This is a genomic window from Bacillus sp. z60-11, assembly GCF_046464135.1.
Classification (GTDB): Bacteria; Bacillota; Bacilli; order Bacillales; family Bacillaceae; genus Bacillus; species Bacillus sonorensis_A.
The window spans coordinates 292,296-309,273 of sequence record NZ_JBIYSN010000006.1 but is presented as its reverse complement, the minus strand read 5'-3'; the positions used below and the strand labels follow the sequence as shown (position 1 = coordinate 309,273).

Genomic DNA, 16,978 nt, shown 5'->3' with positions numbered 1-16,978 from the left:
TAAGGTTTGGTGGCGATAGCGAAGAGGTCACACCCGTTCCCATGCCGAACACGGAAGTTAAGCTCTTCAGCGCCGATGGTAGTTGGGGGCTTCCCCCTGTGAGAGTAGGACGCCGCCAAGCAATGTAAAAGACCAGCTTATTTAAAGCCGGTCTTTTTTTGCTTTAAATTAAGAAAGCATTTGGCTGATCTATGTTTTCCAGTAAGCTTTCTATATTGTAAAGACGAAAGGACAATCCAAGGGGAATATCCCTAGCCTGGTGAAAAAGGAGGTTAAATATATGAAGTGAAATATGAAAAGCGGCAATAAGGAACGAAGCAGCTTAAATGGACCGGATAAATAATATAGGCCGGAAGAACAATCTATGCTGAATACATAGCAAGCGATAAAGTGGTGAAGATATACTCCAAAGTAAACTAAGCTGAAACACTGGGATTGTCAGTATTCAAAAGGTTGATCTCCGAAATGTCGCTAAAACATCAATTTAAGGAAATAAAATGTGTTTGTCAAAACAAGAATCACGGACATTCCGGAAATTTGTTCCGCGGCATTGAAAGAGCTGAAGGCAGATTAAATCAATAAAAGCAGCAATGATTTTTACATCCCGTGGAAAAACGCTTAATATTGAGCTCAAGGATATTGAAAGAGAAAGACATTGCTGCTTATACCAAACGGGATTAAGGCCGTCTAAAACAATCATCAGGAATATAAATTTGCGGTCTCAAAAAGACAGGAATTTCTGAAGCATTTGAAGAACCTGTTATAAGAGCCTATACGTCCATACATAGAAAAAGGATGGCGTTAAAATTATGCTGTTTGATTTGTGAAGAGGTTGAACAGCCGGCCTTCTATCAACTATATCATTGAAACGGTTTTCGTATTGAGAAAAAAACTGAAAATAAAATTTTTTTAATATAGCCTTTACAAATGGGTGTGTTCCCATATATAATAGTCCTTGTCAGATCGAGAGTTGATCGAAAAACGGCGCGGAGGATTAGCTCAGCTGGGAGAGCATCTGCCTTACAAGCAGAGGGTCGGCGGTTCGAGCCCGTCATCCTCCACCATTCATATTGAATGGGCCGGTGTAGCTCAATTGGTAGAGCAACTGAATCGTAATCAGTAGGTTGGGGGTTCAAGTCCTCTTGCCGGCACCATCAATTTATGATATAATATAAAAGTTGCTGAAAAGAAGAAAATCAACGGCTTTTATCTAAGAATGTCTTAGAGCCATTAGCTCAGTTGGTAGAGCATCTGACTTTTAATCAGAGGGTCGAAGGTTCGAGTCCTTCATGGCTCACCATTTTTATGCGGATGTGGCGGAATTGGCAGACGCGCTAGAATCAGGCTCTAGTGTCTTTACAGACGTGGGGGTTCGAGTCCCTTCATCCGCATCGCCAATTATATTATGCGGAAGTAGTTCAGTGGTAGAACACCACCTTGCCAAGGTGGGGGTCGCGGGTTCGAATCCCGTCTTCCGCTTCCACCATCCGATCCAGGTTGGTGGAATTGGCAGACACACAGGATATGCGCCCGTAGCTCAATTGGATAGAGCGTTTGACTACGGATCAAAAGGTTAGGGGTTCGACTCCTCTCGGGCGCGCCATTATAACAACGGGAAGTAGCTCAGCTTGGTAGAGCACATGGTTTGGGACCATGGGGTCGCAGGTTCGAATCCTGTCTTCCCGATTCTTTTTGGGGCCTTAGCTCAGCTGGGAGAGCGCCTGCTTTGCACGCAGGAGGTCAGCGGTTCGATCCCGCTAGGCTCCACTTTGTTATCTCTATATTCATATTGATCATGGCGGCGTAGCTCAGCTGGCTAGAGCGTACGGTTCATACCCGTGAGGTCGGGGGTTCGATCCCCTCCGCCGCTATTAAAGGACCTTTAGCTCAGTTGGTTAGAGCAGACGGCTCATAACCGTCCGGTCGTAGGTTCGAGTCCTACAAGGTCCACCATTTATTACGGAGGAATACCCAAGTCTGGCTGAAGGGATCGGTCTTGAAAACCGACAGGGGTGTCAAAGCCCGCGGGGGTTCGAATCCCTCTTCCTCCGCCATACATATTTTATCGCCGCGGGGTGGAGCAGTTCGGTAGCTCGTCGGGCTCATAACCCGAAGGTCGCAGGTTCAAATCCTGCCCCCGCAACCAAATTTAAATTCATTGCCAAAATGGTCCGGTAGTTCAGTTGGTTAGAATGCCTGCCTGTCACGCAGGAGGTCGCGGGTTCGAGTCCCGTCCGGACCGCCATTTATCAAGGCTCGGTAGCTCAGTTGGTAGAGCAACGGACTGAAAATCCGTGTGTCGGCGGTTCGATTCCGTCCCGAGCCACCTTGTTAACAATTATATATTGCGGCGGTTGTGGCGAAGTGGTTAACGCACCAGATTGTGGCTCTGGCATTCGTGGGTTCGATTCCCATCAACCGCCCCATGCGAAATGCGGGTGTAGTTTAGTGGTAAAACCTCAGCCTTCCAAGCTGATGTCGTGGGTTCGATTCCCATCACCCGCTCCATTTGCATATCATGGGCCTGTAGCTCAGCTGGTTAGAGCGCACGCCTGATAAGCGTGAGGTCGATGGTTCGAGTCCATTCAGGCCCACCATGATTCCACAGTAGCTCAGTGGTAGAGCTATCGGCTGTTAACCGATCGGTCGCAGGTTCGAATCCTGCCTGTGGAGCCATCTGGAGAAGTACTCAAGTGGCTGAAGAGGCGCCCCTGCTAAGGGTGTAGGTCGCGTAAGCGGCGCGAGGGTTCAAATCCCTCCTTCTCCGCCATTTTCAATAAGGCCCGTTGGTCAAGTGGTTAAGACACCGCCCTTTCACGGCGGTAACACGGGTTCGAATCCCGTACGGGTCATCATCACTTGAAACCCCTGCATCTTTTTGATGCAGGGGTTTTTAATATGTGCTGCAATTCGAAGTCATTGTTGAATTTTGTCAATAAAAAGAAGCGCTTTCACAAAAGGGAAACAGCCATTTTCTGCGAATAAATGAGTAATCTTTAAATATAGTGGCAGAAAGGAGTGACGCGTGTGAGCGCCGCAGAATTTGAAATGCACCTGTTTCATGAAGGCCGCCTTTTCGAAGGCTACAGGCTGTTTGGCGCTCATCAGGCAGAGCAGGACGGCCAAAAGGGCTTCAGGTTCTGCGTTTGGGCTCCTCATGCCAAAGAAGTCCGAATCGTGGGGACGTTTAACGACTGGGTCGGTTTGGCGCATCGAATGGAAAGGGTGAACCGGCAAGGAGTATGGGAATTGTTTATACCCGGGCTTGAAGAAGGGGAGCTTTACAAATATGAAATCATCACGGCGGCAAATGAATCAAAGCTGAAATGCGATCCTTACGCATTTCTTTCTGAAGTCAGACCGAAGACCGCATCTGTTACTTACCGATTTCCGGAGTTCGCATGGAATGATCATCAATGGCGGAAGAAGAAAAGGCGGAAACCAGTTTATGAAAAACCGGTTTCCATCTATGAACTTCACTTTGGTTCGTGGAAAAAGAAAGCCGATGGGAGCTTTTTTACGTATCGGGAAATGAGCGACATGATCATCCCTTATGTGAAAGAGCATGGATTTACGCATATTGAGCTGATGCCGCTGACGGAACACCCTTTGGACCGTTCATGGGGTTATCAGACAACGGGATATTACAGTCCGACGAGCAGATATGGAAAACCGCATGATCTCATGTATTTTATCGATCAAGCCCATCAGCATGACATCGGCGTCATTCTCGATTGGGTCCCCGGCCATTTCTGCAAGGATGAGCACGGCTTGTATTTATTCGACGGTCTGCCTCTATATGAATATATCCATGAGCATGACAGGGAAAACCGGGAATGGGGGACCGCGAATTTTGACCTCGGAAAGCGGGAAGTTCACAGTTTTTTAATATCCAATGCGTTGTATTGGATCGAGATGTATCATATAGATGGTTTTCGAGTCGATGCTGTTGCAAACCTCCTATATTGGCCAAACCGCCCTCAGCCTGAAGCCAACCGCTATGCGATCGAATTGATCCAAACCTTGAATGAACAGGTTTTTGCCAAAGATCCGCACTTTTTGATGATGGCTGAGGATTCCACAGACTGGCCGAAGGTAACGCATCCGACATATGAAGGCGGTCTCGGATTCAACTATAAGTGGAATATGGGTTGGATGAATGACATTTTAACCTATATGGAAGCTTCTCCAGAACAAAGAAAGCATCTGCATCATCTTGTTTCTTTCTCCTTAATGTACGCCTACTCTGAAAATTACATCCTGCCGTTTTCCCATGATGAAGTGGTTTACGGTAAAAGGTCTTTGCTTCATAAAATGCCGGGCGATTATTGGCAAAAGTTCGCTCAATACCGCCTGCTGATCGGATTTTTCATTGCCCACCCCGGAAAAAAGCTTCTCTTTATGGGCGGTGAGTTCGCCCAATTTGATGAATGGAAGGATGATGGACAGCTTGATTGGTTTTTAGACGGCTTTGACATGCATCAAAAGGCGAGGAACTTCGCCAAAGATGCTTTTCACATCTATAAAAAAAGCAGGGTTCTTTATGAAAATGATCATCGTCCGGAAGGTTTTGAATGGATTGATGTCCATAATGCCGAACAATCGGTGGTCTCTTTTATCCGCTACGGAAAAAAGCCGAATGAAGCGCTGATTGCCGTTTGCAATTTTACACCCGCCGCCTACCACGGATATCGGATCGGCGTCCCTTTTCAAACGGAGTACGTTGAAATTTTAAACAGTGATCATCAAGCCTACGGCGGTTCACATCAAATCAACAGAAGGGCTCTTCAGGCACAAAAAAACGGCCTGCACGGCAAGCCATACTGTATCAGCATGACTGTCCCTCCGCTTGGGATCTCGATTCTCAGGGCGGTCAAAAAGAGAGGGGGAAAAAGAGATGAAAGAACGGTGTGTGGCCATGCTTTTGGCGGGCGGCAAAGGAAGCAGGCTGAGTGATTTGACTAAGCATGTGGCAAAACCTGCCGTTCCATTTGGCGGGAAATACAGAATCATCGATTTTGCCCTCAGCAACTGTGCAAATTCCGGCATTCATCATGTCGGTGTCCTGACTCAATATCAGCCGCTTTTATTGAACTCATATATCGGTATAGGCGAAACATGGGATCTGAACCGGAATAACGGCGGAGTCGCCATTTTATCCCCTTATGCCGAAGCATCTGAAGTCAAGTGGTATAAAGGGACGGCGAGCGCCATATACGAAAACCGCCACTTTTTAAAAGAGCGCCAGCCTGACCATGTATTGATCTTATCCGGGGATCACATCTACAAAATGGATTATGGAAAGATGCTTGAGTACCATATTGAAAAAGAGGCGGATGCCAGCATTGCTGTCATTGAGGTCAATTGGGCTGAGGCCGGACGTTTCGGCATTCTTCACACAAACGACCGGCTGGATATCACATCTTTTGAGGAAAAGCCGAAATATCCGAAAAGCAATTTGGCTTCGATGGGCGTCTATATTTTTAAATGGAGTGTGCTTGAAGAAGCGTTGGAAAAAGATGAGATCAATCCTGATTCAAGCCATGATTTCGGCAAGGATATCATTCCCGCCCTGCTTCAGGAAGAAAAGAAGCTGAGCGCTTATCCGTTTCAAGGCTACTGGAAGGATGTCGGGACGGTCGAGAGTTTGTGGCAGGCCAACATGGATCTGCTTGGAGACAATCCTGCGCTCGATTTGTTTGAACGGAACTGGCGCATTTACTCGGTTGCGCCCAACCTTCCGCCCCAGTTTATCGCCGATCAGGCGGATGTCAAAGAATCGCTCATCAGTGAAGGCTGCGCCGTTTATGGAGCAGTCCGCCGCTCGGTTATTTTTCAAGGGGTCAAGATCGGCCGGCATTCCAAAGTGGAACATTCGGTCATTATGCATGACGCGGAAATCGGAGACCATGTTGAAATAAAAAATGCGATTGTTCCGGCAGGGGTGAGGATTCCTGACGGTTTTCGCGCAAGCTGTAAAAGTGGTGGGGTTCTGCTTATCACCGAGGACTATATAGAAAATCATAAAGTTGTCTAATCAACTGGGAGAGGCGGATGATGCCAATGAATAAACAAATGCTGGGAATGATTGACACCGCTTTTAACCAGCAGTCTCTTCAGGATTTAACGGCCTGCCGTTCCATCGGAGCCGTCCCGTTTGCCGGGAGATACCGGCTGATCGATTTTATCCTTTCATCCATGGTCAATTCCGGAATTCGGAGTGTTGCGGTATTCTCAAAGCCTCCGTACCGTTCGTTGATGGATCATTTGGGATCTGGGAAAGAGTGGGATCTGCACCGGAAAAAAGACGGTTTGTTTTTTCTGCCTTCTTCACTTCCCCATGACGATAAGGCCGGGCTTGGTTCGTTTCCGATGTTTTTCGAGCATCTCGATTATTTAGAAAGAAGCAGCCAGCAATTTGCCGTCATCACAAACAGCTATACAGTCTGTCAAATTCCTTTTGAACATGTATTGAAAAGGCATCTGGAATCCGGCTGTGATCTGACTGAAATTTGCCAGGAGGGAAAGCCTCTTGATATGTATGTCATCGCCAAAAAACGATTGAAAGAATTGATTGAGGGCCATCGGGAAACAGGGCTGAACTCGTTTGCAGAAGCTGTCAATAAAGAGCGGGAATCACTTTCAGTCAGCCGGTATGAGCATTCGGGATATACCGCTGTTATCGATACGCCGGACAACTATTTGTTGCACAGCCTGAAACTGATTGATCCCGCGTGTTGGCGGCAGGTTTTTCATATGGATCGCCCCGTTTTTACAAAAATGAAAAATGAACCTCCAGTGAAGTATTCGAAAACCGGCAGTGTGAAGCAATCGATCATTGCAGACGGCTGTGTTATTGAAGGGGAAGTCGAGAATTCCATCCTGTTCCGGGGGGTTTATGTCGGCAAAGGAACAAAAATTAAAAACAGCATCATTATGCAAAAAACACAGATTGGCGAAGGTTGCCGCTTAGAAAATGTCATCTGTGACAAAGACGTCAAAATCGGCCAGCGTATCGAAATGTCGGGGACTTTGGACCTTCCGTTCGTTTTGAAAAAAGGAGCTGTGCAAGGAGCGCTGATGAACTCTTGAAGATCATATCCGCTGTGTCAGAGTGTGCGCCGTTTGTGAAATCCGGGGGGCTCGCCGATGTAGCCGGAGCGCTGCCGAAGGAGCTTTCCCTTTTAGGGATTGAGACGGCCGTGATCATGCCCAAATACAGTTTGATTGCCGAAGGCTTCAGAAAAAGGATGGCCAAAATCGCCGAGTGCGAGGTTTCCGTCGGCTGGCGCAGGCAGTATTGCGGCATCGAAGTTTTGGAGCATGACGGCGTGTCTTATTATTTTATAGACAATGAATATTACTTTAAGCGGGATACACTTTACGGTCATGATGATGACGGGGAGCGGTTCGCCTTTTTTTCGCGAGCCGTTTTAGAAGCTTTGTACACGCTTGATATGGCTGTTGATGTGATTCATACCCATGATTGGCATGCGGCCATGATCAATTATTTATTAAAAGAAGACTACGGAAAAAGGCCTTTTTATCAAAACATGAAAACCGTTTTTACAATTCATAATCTCCAATTTCAAGGAATTTTTCCGAAGGAGGCCGTCAGCGATCTGCTCGGCCTTGATTTTTCCCATTTTCCCCCAGAAACGCTTGAGTTTTATGGGAATGTCAATTACATGAAAGGGGGGATTATTGCGGCGGATCAAGTGACAACGGTCAGTCCGACATATCGCGATGAAATCCTCACACCTTATTACGGCGAGCGGCTTGAAGGCGTCCTCTCCGAAAGGCGGCATGTCCTCACAGGCATTTTAAATGGAATTGATGAATCCGTTTATGATCCATTGTACGATCCGGACATCGATTATCATTATGACGCGGAAAATCGCGCAGGTAAACGGAAAAACAAAGCCGTGTTACAGCAGATGATGGGTCTCCCTGAAAGGGAGGACATTCCGGTTGTCGGCATGGTCACAAGGCTAACGAAGCAAAAAGGCATTGATTTGATCAAAAGGGTTTTGCATGAACTGTTTGAAGAGGAAGAGATGCAGCTGATCGTTTTAGGATCGGGAGAAACGGAATTTGAAAACTATTTCCGTTATATGGAGTATGCTTATCCGGAGCAGTGCAGGGCGCACATCGGCTTCAGCGAACAGCGGAGCCGCAAGATTTATGCCGGAAGCGATCTGTTTTTAATGCCTTCGAAATTCGAACCTTGCGGACTGGGGCAGCTGATCGCCCTCAAATATGGAGCGGTTCCGATCGTCAGGGAAACAGGCGGCCTTAATGACACCGTTTCGGCCTTCCAGGAGAAAACCGGAGAAGGAAACGGGTTTACGTTTGCCCATTTTAATGCACATGATATGAAGCACACGATCAAACGGGCGCTTTTCTTTTATCGGCAAAAAGGCGTGTGGAACGGCATCGTTCAAAAAGGGATGACCCAGGATGTGAGCTGGGCCGAATCAGCCCGGCGGTATCAGCGGATATTCGACCGGGTGATAAAGGGGGATGCGTCATGTTCACGTGCAAAGACAGCTTTAAACAATGCTTTTTAAAGCGGGTTGAAAGGTTGTGCGGGAAAAGCTTCCGCGATTCGTCAAAGCTCGATCAGTACCAGACGCTGAGCATGATGGTCAGGGAATACATCAGTTCTGATTGGATCGGGACGAATGAAAAGAGCCGTACCAATCAAAACAAGCAAACATACTACTTATCGATTGAATTTCTGCTGGGCCGTCTGCTCGGCCAAAATCTGCTTAACCTCGGCGTCCGCGGTGTTGTTGAAAGAGGGCTTTCCGATCTGGGCATTTCCCTTGATGAGATCGAAGAGACCGAAATGGACGCGGGGCTCGGTAACGGAGGTTTGGGCCGTCTTGCGGCCTGCTTTCTGGATTCGCTGGCATCGCTGGACCTTCCCGGGCACGGAATGGGCATTCGCTACAAGCACGGCTTCTTTGAACAAAAAATCGTTGACGGTCATCAGGTCGAGCTTCCGGAGCAGTGGCTAAAGCACGGGTATGTCTGGGAAATCCGCAATGCCGATCAAGCGGTCTGCGTTTATTTCGGCGGTGAGGTCAAGATGACAGAGGAAGGCGGCCGTCTGCGTTTTTGGAATGAAAATGCTAAAGTGATAACCGCCGTGCCCCATGATATTCCCGTCATCGGCTATGAGACAAAGACGGTCAACACGCTCAGGCTGTGGAACGCCGAGCCTTGCACTCTTCATCAGGAAACAAACATCTTGAAGTACAAGCGGGAAACAGAAGCCATAACGGAATGTTTATATCCGGATGACACACATGATGAGGGAAAAATGCTCCGGCTGAAACAGCAGTATTTTTTAGTGTCTGCCAGTCTGCAAAGCATTGTGAAAAGCTATAAAAAAAACCATCGGTCGCTATGCGGCCTCCACAAAAAAGTCTCGATCCACATTAATGACACACACCCCGCTTTAGCTGTACCGGAGCTGATGAGAATTTTGCTGGATGAAGAACGCATGACCTGGGAAGAAGCTTGGCATGTAACGGTACATACGATTTCATATACGAACCATACGACGCTGGCCGAGGCGCTTGAAAAGTGGCGGATTGATTTATTTAAACCGCTTCTCCCGAGGATTTTTATGATCATTGAGGAGATCAATGAACGCTTTTGCAGCTGGCTTTGGGAAAAATACCCGGGAGACTGGGAGCGGATCGAAAAGCTGGCCATTATCGCCCACGGAGAAGTGAAAATGGCGCATCTCGCGATTGTCGGAAGCTATAGTGTAAACGGTGTGGCCAACATTCATACCGCGATCTTAAAAGAGCGTGAGATGAACGGTTTTTATCATGTTTTTCCATATAAATTCAACAATAAAACAAATGGCATTTCACACAGAAGGTGGCTTTTAAAAGCAAATCCGCAGCTGTCGGATCTCATAACCGAAGCGATAGGAGACCGGTGGATCAAACATCCTGAAAGCCTGCATAATCTTTTGCCGTTTGCCCATGACACCGCTTTTATTGAGGCGTTTCAAAAAGTGAAAAGGGAACGAAAACAGATTCTCGCAAGACTCATTAAAAATGCGACGGGATTTGCCGTTCATCCGGACAGCATCTTCGATGTTCAGGTCAAGCGGCTGCATGCCTATAAACGGCAGCTTTTGAATGTGCTTCATATCATGTATCTTTACAACAGGCTGAAGGATGATTCAAGCTTTTCCATATACCCGCAAACGTTTATTTTCGGGGCGAAAGCGTCGCCTGCTTATCATTACGCCAAAAAGATCATTAAGCTGATTCATTCTGTCGCCGATAAAGTCAATCATGATCCTGAAGTCAGACAGTCATTGAGGGTCATCTTCTTAGAAAATTACCGGGTCTCATTAGCTGAGCGGATTTTTCCTGCCTCAGACGTCAGCGAACAAATCTCAGCGGCAAGCAAAGAAGCTTCGGGAACAGGGAACATGAAATTCATGATTAACGGGGCCCTGACAATCGGCACGCATGATGGCGCCAATATTGAAATACTGGAACGGGTGGGTTCTGATTGTATTTATACGTTTGGTTTAAAGGCGGATGAAGTGCTCGGCTACGGTGAAAAGGGCGGATACCGGCCGCGGGAATACTATCAGCACGATGCAAGAATCAGGCAGGCCGCTGATCAGCTCATCAACGGATTTTTTGAAGGGGAGAGAGACGAGTTTGAAGAAATCTACGATTCCCTGCTTGCTTATCATGATGAATATTTTGTTTTAAAGGATTTTGCTTCCTATATTGAAGCGCAGGAAAACATCCAGAGCGATTACCGGAAAGAAAGGCTCTGGGCTGAAAAAGCCGTGACGAATATCGCCCATGCCGGCTATTTCTCAAGCGATCGCACGATAAAGGAATACGCCGGAGAGATTTGGGGCATTAAACCGCATCACCGCTAATGCAAAATGCTAAGCCCCAAAGATCCGGGGCTTAGTCATCCTCTGTATACGGCTCTTTTTCCGCTGGAGGAAGGTCTCCGAATGAGGTCATGATCCCTTCTTCATCAAGGAGATCTTCATACTGTTCATGTTCTTTTGTCGGATAGACGGTGATTTCTTTTCCTGTAATATCTGTTGCGGCATAGTTTTCATAATCTTCGACATTTCCGACAGGCTCTTCATATTCCATGTACATTTGGCCGTAGGACAGCGGCGGAACAGCCAAATCCTGCGGAGTATCGGAGTTTCCGTAACGTTCGACCTCCTGATAGGCGTCTTCTGAATCGTATGCGACATTTTCATCCTCTTCATCAAGTTCAAAATGGCCGAACGGAGGATTCAGCACCTCTTCTTCAATCGGACGGTCTTTTGAGACAGAGACTGTTGAGGAATGTTCGCTGCACGTTGTCGCCGTAGGCAGCACGTTCAGCCTTTCATAAGGAATATCCTTTCCGCACACTTCACAGCGGCCGTATTCCCCTTTTTCGATCAGTTCCAGCGCGTGCTCGATATCGTGCAAATGCTCCCTTTCATGTTCATAAAGGGCCAGGTCTTTTCCCCGTTCATACAGCTCTGTTCCCTCATCACCGGGGTGATTGTCGTAAGCGGACAGCTCTCCGGTTGAATTGTAAGGATATGCGTCATCCATGCCAAAATGGTCGCTGTCTTTAAACCGGGTGATAATCTGTTCTTTTCCGGCTTCAAGTTCATTTTTCAATCTTTCCAATTGTCCTTTGGTTAGCACGTATATCGCCTCATTTCTAAAAAGTGCTGCCTTTTTAGTATGAGCGAATTTAAACAGAACTTTCATTGTAAAAAAAGCAAAAAAAAAAGCCTATAAAAGGCTCTTTTTAGAAAAGATATTCAATGGCCAGGGCGAGTGCCAGCAGAAGGCCAAAAAATGTGTTTGTCTGCGCTGTTGATTTCATGGCGACCATCAAATCGGCCGGTTTTTCTTTCACCTTGAATTCCTTAATCGCTTTGATCGGCTTTGGCAGGCTTAACAGAACGAGACAGCTCCAGAACGAAATGATCCCGAACACGATGTACAGTCCGATTAATAAATAAGAAACAATGAATACCCAGCTTAAAATCTGTACGGCATTTTTTCTTCCCGCCAAAATCGGCAGCGTTTTTCTTCCGTTTTCCTTATCACCGACCAAATCGCGAATATTGTTGGACAGGTTGATTCCTCCGACCAAAATCGTAATCGGCAGTGAAATCAGAAACACGCTCCAAGTGAGTCCGCCTGTCTGGATATAGTAGGAAATGAGGATGATGCCCATACCCATAAAGAGGCCTGACATGATTTCGCCGAACGGTGTATATGAGATCGGCAGCGGACCGCCTGTATAAAGATAGCCGACGGCCATGCAAATCAATCCGATGAGCGCCAGCCACCAGCTTGAAGAAACACATATATAGACCCCGAGCAAAACGGCTGCCAGAAAAAGGCCGTAGGCCAGATATAATACCGTTTTCGGCTTCATTCCGTAGCGGACGATGGCGCCCCCGATGCCGACCGATTTTTCATTATCGAGCCCGCGGACATAATCGAAATATTCATTAAACAAATTCGTTCCGATTTGAATTAATATGGAGGCGAAAAGCATAGCTAAAAACAGCCATATATCAATCCGCCCTGCTTCTAGAGACATCACCGTCCCGAGTGTGACAGGGACAAACGCGGCTGTCAGTGTATGCGGTCTTGTTAACATCCACCATACGCGCCATTTTTCTGGCTTTATTTCAGAAACACTCCCTGAAAGTGATTGATGCTGCATAAAGTTTGACTCCTTTAGTTTTAATACGTACACGTCCATACTAAGTTTAGAAAAAGTTAAAAAAGGTGTCAATATAATGGGTTGAAAAAAGCGTTCGGGTCATCTGCAAAAAATAAAAAACGCCTCGTCTTTTTCAAACGGACGATAACGTTTATAATAGTAAGGGCATCTGTTTCAGAAAGTGTCGTTTTGTTGACACACATCGTACACAGGTGTATGGTTATAAAAGCATTTTACGCATGTTGGAGGAATGTATCATGGTGACAGCAGTGCAGCGCACGTTCCTGCGGGAAGCGCCTGAAGCAATAAATGCAGTCAAAAAAGTCAACCATGCTGTTTTAATAAGTTATTCCAGTAAAATAGAAGACATCAATGCCCTTTCCTTTTTTAAAAATGGAGAAGAGAAGTATGCCGGTAAACGGTTTTTGTGGTCTGACCCCGACGGAGGCTTGACGCTTGTCGGCTGGGGAAAAGAAATCACGATTTCCACCGACCGAAAGGATGCCGGCCGCTTTCGGGATATTCATGAAAAATGGGAGCGCTTAAAAGAGACATCGTATCATTTCCATGAGGGTGAAAGACGAAATCAAACGGCAGTAGGACCGCTTTTGTTCGGCGGTTTTTCTTTCGATCCCCTGGAAAAACGGGAACGACATTGGAACGGCTACGGGGAAGGCGCTTTTTTTATCCCTTCCGTCATGCTGACGCAAACCGGAGAGGAAACATTCCTAACTATTAATAAATGGAAATATCCAGAAGAAGATATCCAGTCTGTCCTTGACTGTGCCAAAAACGCCGTTTCACAGCTCTTCAATCAAAAAGTTCTTAAGGTTGCTGAGAAACGGCAGCCTTTGTGTAAAGGAAAGAAAGAGCTTCACCTTCAAGAATGGCTCGGAGCGGTAAATCAGGCGACAGAGGACATTAAAAAAGGAAATTATGACAAGGTCGTACTGGCAAGAGACATTGTCTTGACATTTGACCGGCCTGTTCAGCTTGATCAAGTTCTGACCAATCTGATGTCTGAACAGCAAACCAGCTATATTTTCGCCATTGAGGAAAACGGCAAAAGTTTTGTCGGGGCGACGCCTGAACGGCTGATTAAAAAAGAGGCCGACAAAGTGCTGTCCACCTGCCTTGCGGGATCGACCAGAAGAGGCGAAAGCGAAGAGGAAGACCGAAGGATCGGTCTTGAGCTGTTGAATGATGAGAAAAATTTAATTGAACACGACATTGTCGTTAACATGATCTACAAAGCATTTTTATCAAACTGCACCAATGTCAAAAAACCGGCCAAGCCCGGATTATACAAAACTAAAAATGTACAGCACTTATACACGCCTGTTGTCGGCAAAATGAATGAGGAAGCATCCTTGTTTGATCTGATCAGACAGCTCCATCCCACACCGGCTCTCGGAGGAGCGCCGCAGCAAAAAGCGGTTGAGGTCATCAGGGAAATTGAACCGATGTCACGGGGATGGTACGCCGCTCCAGCCGGATGGGTTGATATGGGAGGCAATGGTGAGTTTGCGGTTGCGATACGATCAGGTTTGATTGAATCGAAAGAAGCCAGGCTTTTTGCAGGCTGCGGGATTGTCGCCGATTCCGATGCCGCACTGGAATATGAAGAAACGCAGATGAAACTGAAGCCGATGCTGTCTGCTCTTGGAGGCGAAATTCGTTGACTGAAAATCCGATTACAAAATATATAGGAAACTTTATCGATGAGCTTTCATTAGCAGGCGTGACAGAAGCGGTCGTCTGTCCGGGGTCAAGATCGACACCGCTCGCGATTTTGGCGGCCGCTCATCCGGACATCAACGTCCATGTTCATGTTGATGAACGGTCAGCCGGGTTTTTCGCTCTGGGAATGGCAAAGGCGAAACGGAAACCCGTCGCTTTGATCTGCACATCCGGGACGGCAGCGGCGAATTTTTACCCGGCGGTTGTTGAAGCTCATTACGCAAGAGTCCCGCTTATCGTCTTAACGGCTGATCGGCCGCATGAGCTGCGCGAAGTAGGAGCGCCCCAAGCGATTGATCAGCAATTCTTATTCGGCAACTTTGTTAAATATTTCACAGACTCGGCTCTGCCTGATATCCATCCCGATATGCTGGCATATATTCGTTCATTGGCAGGGCGCGCCGCCGCTGAAGCGGTGAAAGCGCCGTTTGGGCCGGTGCACATTAATTTTCCTTTGAGAGAGCCGTTGATGCCGAATCTCGATGATGAACCGTTCACAAGAGCGAAAGGCAGCCGTCACGTATCTGCTGTAAGCGGGCGTGCCTCAGCTGACCAACACGAGCTCAAAGCGCTAAGCGAATTCATCAGCGGGACTGAAAAAGGCGTGATTGTTTGCGGAGAGCTTCCACATGCCGAAGCCATCCCGCATATTCTTTCCCTTTCAAAGGCTTTGGGATATCCGATTTTGGCCGATCCGCTTTCAAACTTAAGGAACGGCAGCTATTCGAAGGAGACGGTCATCGATGCGTACGACTCGCTTTTAAAAGACGAAGGAATGAAAGGGACTCTCAGGCCAAAGCTTGTCATCCGCTTCGGGCCGATGCCGGTTTCAAAGCCGCTGTTTCAGCTTTTAAAGCAAAATCCCGAAATCGTGCAAATTGTCGTTGATCCTGATGGCGGCTGGCGCGATCCGACACAGCAAGGCGCGCATATGGTACAGGCTGAGGAACGGGAATTTGCCGCTTTTGTAGAGGCTTCGGTTTCCGAAGAAAGGCCGGGCGGCTGGCTTGAGCAATGGCAGTTCGCCAACAGACGGTTCCGCCATCACTTAAGAAATCTTGAAGCTGAGGATCTTACATTTGAAGGAAATGTTTACCGACATCTTCAGCATTACATTCCGGAAAACAGTTCTTTGTTTGTCGGCAACAGCATGCCGATTCGCGATGTTGATACGTTTTTCGAAAACCAGGACCGGTCTTTTTCGATTTTTGCCAACAGGGGGGCCAATGGAATCGACGGAGTGGTATCGACCGCACTCGGCATATATGCCGCTACAAAAGAGCCGGTGACACTCATCATCGGAGATTTGTCTTTTTATCACGATTTGAACGGCCTCTTGGTCACGAAAACGCTCGGCATACCGCTGACTGTCGTCCTCGTCAATAATGACGGAGGAGGGATTTTCTCATTTCTGCCCCAGTCTGCAGAAGAGACCTATTTCGAGCAATTGTTCGGAACGCCGACAGGACTTGAATTTGAGCATGCCGCCAGGCTGTATGGGGGACGCTATCATTGTCCCGAGTCTCCCGCCCATTTTAAAGACGCCTACTTGTCAGCCGTCGACCGCCCAGGGCTCGACATTATTGAGGTGAAAACAAAGCGTGATGACCGCGTGCCGCATCATCGCCGGATGCTGGATGCGGCTCTTGATCAAATGAAAGAAGAGTGGCCGTTTTGAAATTGACATTACATGACGGTGTCTGTTATGAAATAGAAGACAGCGGCCTGCCTGAGGAAAAAACAGCGGTTTTTCTGCACGGCTTTACCGGCAGTGTGAAAACATGGGATGAAATCGACAATTATATGCGAGGCATCAGGCTCATCAAGATCGATTTGCTCGGGCACGGCAAAACCGATTCACCTAGAGAGGCAAGCCGCTACACAACGGAAAAGCAAGTCGCTGATCTTGAGGAAATCTTTGATCGACTGGGGTTGAAGCAAGTTTTTTTGATCGGCTATTCAATGGGTGGAAGGCTTGCGTTATCCTTTTCAATGATCCATCCCGACCGCGTCGCAGGTTTGGTATTGGAAAGCAGCTCGCCTGGACTGCAGACAGCGTCTGAAAGAGAGAAACGAAGGGAACAGGACGGCCGGCTCAGCCGGAGGGTGATCGATGAAGGAATCGAGTCTTTTGTGACATACTGGGAAAGGATTCCGCTGTTTGCTTCCCAGCGGTCATTAGATTTTTCCAAAAGGAACAAAATCCGTATAGAGCGGCTGAACAACAATCCGCTCGGGATTGCCGGCAGCTTAATCGGCATGGGAACCGGGGCACAGCCTTCCTGGTGGGAAAGGCTCGGCGAACTCGATTTTCCGGTTCTGCTCATCGCCGGCGGCCTTGATCAAAAGTTTGTCGCGATCAATCAGGAGATGGAGCGGCGCATCCCAAACAGCCGCCTCATCGTTTGTGAGCGGGCAGGCCATGCGATTCATGTGGAAGAGCCCGGTTTTTTTGGTAAAATGGTAAGTGAATTTATTTTATGAG

The 16,978-nt window shown here is 47.5% G+C and carries 10 protein-coding genes, 20 tRNA genes and 1 rRNA gene; 29 read left to right on the top strand and 2 right to left on the bottom strand.

Annotated elements, in window-relative coordinates; all coding sequences use genetic code 11:
* The first annotated feature begins 5 nt into the window (after positions 1-5).
* The 26 genes from rrf to ACINLD_RS17840 all read left to right on the top strand — a co-directional run bounded on the left by rrf (position 6) and on the right by ACINLD_RS17840 (position 10,930).
* Positions 6-121 (top strand): 5S ribosomal RNA (gene rrf, locus ACINLD_RS17965).
* A gap of 867 nt (positions 122-988) precedes the next feature.
* Positions 989-1,064 (top strand) — tRNA-Val (locus ACINLD_RS17960).
* A 14-nt stretch (positions 1,065-1,078) separates the two neighbouring features.
* Positions 1,079-1,154: transfer RNA gene (locus tag ACINLD_RS17955), tRNA-Thr, on the top strand.
* Between the two features lie 70 nt (positions 1,155-1,224).
* Positions 1,225-1,300, top strand: a tRNA-Lys gene (locus ACINLD_RS17950).
* Between the two features lie 7 nt (positions 1,301-1,307).
* Positions 1,308-1,391 (top strand) — tRNA-Leu (locus tag ACINLD_RS17945).
* 16 nt (positions 1,392-1,407) lie between these two features.
* Positions 1,408-1,479 (top strand) — tRNA-Gly (locus ACINLD_RS17940).
* A gap of 47 nt (positions 1,480-1,526) precedes the next feature.
* Positions 1,527-1,603: transfer RNA gene (locus ACINLD_RS17935), tRNA-Arg, on the top strand.
* A gap of 9 nt (positions 1,604-1,612) precedes the next feature.
* Positions 1,613-1,686: transfer RNA gene (locus ACINLD_RS17930), tRNA-Pro, on the top strand.
* 8 nt (positions 1,687-1,694) lie between these two features.
* Positions 1,695-1,767, top strand: a tRNA-Ala gene (locus tag ACINLD_RS17925).
* 30 nt (positions 1,768-1,797) lie between these two features.
* A tRNA-Met gene (locus ACINLD_RS17920) sits at positions 1,798-1,871 on the top strand.
* Between the two features lie 5 nt (positions 1,872-1,876).
* Positions 1,877-1,953 (top strand) — tRNA-Ile (locus tag ACINLD_RS17915).
* Positions 1,954-1,961: 8 nt separating this feature from the next.
* A tRNA-Ser gene (locus ACINLD_RS17910) sits at positions 1,962-2,054 on the top strand.
* A 15-nt stretch (positions 2,055-2,069) separates the two neighbouring features.
* A tRNA-Met gene (locus tag ACINLD_RS17905) sits at positions 2,070-2,146 on the top strand.
* A gap of 22 nt (positions 2,147-2,168) precedes the next feature.
* A tRNA-Asp gene (locus tag ACINLD_RS17900) sits at positions 2,169-2,245 on the top strand.
* Positions 2,246-2,253: 8 nt separating this feature from the next.
* Positions 2,254-2,326: transfer RNA gene (locus ACINLD_RS17895), tRNA-Phe, on the top strand.
* A 24-nt stretch (positions 2,327-2,350) separates the two neighbouring features.
* Positions 2,351-2,426 (top strand) — tRNA-His (locus ACINLD_RS17890).
* Between the two features lie 8 nt (positions 2,427-2,434).
* Positions 2,435-2,508, top strand: a tRNA-Gly gene (locus ACINLD_RS17885).
* 12 nt (positions 2,509-2,520) lie between these two features.
* Positions 2,521-2,597, top strand: a tRNA-Ile gene (locus ACINLD_RS17880).
* Between the two features lie 4 nt (positions 2,598-2,601).
* A tRNA-Asn gene (locus tag ACINLD_RS17875) sits at positions 2,602-2,676 on the top strand.
* A gap of 3 nt (positions 2,677-2,679) precedes the next feature.
* Positions 2,680-2,770 (top strand) — tRNA-Ser (locus ACINLD_RS17870).
* Positions 2,771-2,780: 10 nt separating this feature from the next.
* Positions 2,781-2,852 (top strand) — tRNA-Glu (locus tag ACINLD_RS17865).
* Between the two features lie 196 nt (positions 2,853-3,048).
* Complete coding sequence (gene glgB / locus ACINLD_RS17860) at positions 3,049-4,956, top strand: 1,4-alpha-glucan branching enzyme (protein WP_035428399.1); 1,908 nt, start codon at positions 3,049-3,051, stop codon at positions 4,954-4,956.
* Positions 4,898-6,037 carry a glucose-1-phosphate adenylyltransferase gene (locus ACINLD_RS17855; protein WP_026588400.1) on the top strand — a complete coding sequence of 380 codons (1,140 nt, stop codon included), beginning with the start codon at positions 4,898-4,900 and terminating at the stop codon, positions 6,035-6,037. Before glgB ends, ACINLD_RS17855 begins: the two co-directional genes overlap by 59 nt.
* A 26-nt stretch (positions 6,038-6,063) precedes the next feature.
* The gene (locus ACINLD_RS17850; protein WP_077736158.1) at positions 6,064-7,092 is read left to right on the top strand and encodes a sugar phosphate nucleotidyltransferase; all 1,029 of its coding nucleotides are present in this window, start codon (positions 6,064-6,066) and stop codon (positions 7,090-7,092) included.
* Positions 7,089-8,570, top strand: coding sequence for a glycogen synthase GlgA (glgA, locus tag ACINLD_RS17845; protein WP_077736159.1), 1,482 nt, complete (start codon positions 7,089-7,091; stop codon positions 8,568-8,570). Before ACINLD_RS17850 ends, glgA begins: the two co-directional genes overlap by 4 nt.
* On the top strand, positions 8,531-10,930 hold the full coding sequence (locus ACINLD_RS17840; protein ID WP_077736160.1) for a glycogen/starch/alpha-glucan phosphorylase: 2,400 nt from the start codon (positions 8,531-8,533) through the stop codon (positions 10,928-10,930). The genes glgA and ACINLD_RS17840 overlap by 40 nt, the downstream gene beginning before the upstream one ends.
* Before the next feature lie 31 nt (positions 10,931-10,961).
* Here ACINLD_RS17840 and ACINLD_RS17835 read toward each other — a convergent pair whose 3' ends face one another.
* Together ACINLD_RS17835 and ACINLD_RS17830 are read right to left on the bottom strand one after the other, a co-directional pair.
* On the bottom strand, positions 10,962-11,714 hold the full coding sequence (locus ACINLD_RS17835) for a TraR/DksA C4-type zinc finger protein (RefSeq protein ID WP_077736161.1): 753 nt from the start codon (positions 11,712-11,714) through the stop codon (positions 10,962-10,964).
* Between the two features lie 106 nt (positions 11,715-11,820).
* The gene (locus ACINLD_RS17830) at positions 11,821-12,753 is read right to left on the bottom strand and encodes a 1,4-dihydroxy-2-naphthoate polyprenyltransferase (protein WP_026588396.1); all 933 of its coding nucleotides are present in this window, start codon (positions 12,751-12,753) and stop codon (positions 11,821-11,823) included.
* 257 nt (positions 12,754-13,010) lie between these two features.
* Here ACINLD_RS17830 and ACINLD_RS17825 point away from each other — a divergent pair, with 257 nt between their 5' ends.
* From ACINLD_RS17825 to menH, 3 genes are read left to right on the top strand one after another with little or no spacing between them, the layout of a single operon-like run.
* Complete coding sequence (locus ACINLD_RS17825; RefSeq protein WP_077736162.1) at positions 13,011-14,435, top strand: isochorismate synthase MenF; 1,425 nt, start codon at positions 13,011-13,013, stop codon at positions 14,433-14,435.
* Complete coding sequence (gene menD / locus ACINLD_RS17820) at positions 14,432-16,171, top strand: 2-succinyl-5-enolpyruvyl-6-hydroxy-3-cyclohexene-1-carboxylic-acid synthase (protein WP_077736163.1); 1,740 nt, start codon at positions 14,432-14,434, stop codon at positions 16,169-16,171. Before ACINLD_RS17825 ends, menD begins: the two co-directional genes overlap by 4 nt.
* Entirely contained in the window at positions 16,159-16,977 is an 819-nt protein-coding gene (gene menH / locus ACINLD_RS17815) for a 2-succinyl-6-hydroxy-2,4-cyclohexadiene-1-carboxylate synthase (RefSeq protein ID WP_026588393.1), read from the top strand. The genes menD and menH overlap by 13 nt, the downstream gene beginning before the upstream one ends.
* Position 16,978: the final 1 nt, after the last annotated feature.

Excerpts from the sequence above, each read along its gene's own strand:
- ACINLD_RS17825 (WP_077736162.1), top strand. The coding sequence starts at position 13,011 with ATGGTGACAGCAGTGCAGCGCACGTTCCTGCGGGAAGCGCCTGAAGCA.
- ACINLD_RS17840 (WP_077736160.1), top strand. The coding sequence starts at position 8,531 with ATGTTCACGTGCAAAGACAGCTTTAAACAATGCTTTTTAAAGCGGGTT.
- ACINLD_RS17850 (WP_077736158.1), top strand. The coding sequence starts at position 6,064 with ATGAATAAACAAATGCTGGGAATGATTGACACCGCTTTTAACCAGCAG.
- glgB (WP_035428399.1), top strand. The coding sequence starts at position 3,049 with ATGCACCTGTTTCATGAAGGCCGCCTTTTCGAAGGCTACAGGCTGTTT.
- ACINLD_RS17830 (WP_026588396.1), bottom strand. The coding sequence starts at position 12,753 with ATGCAGCATCAATCACTTTCAGGGAGTGTTTCTGAAATAAAGCCAGAA.
- ACINLD_RS17855 (WP_026588400.1), top strand. The coding sequence starts at position 4,898 with ATGAAAGAACGGTGTGTGGCCATGCTTTTGGCGGGCGGCAAAGGAAGC.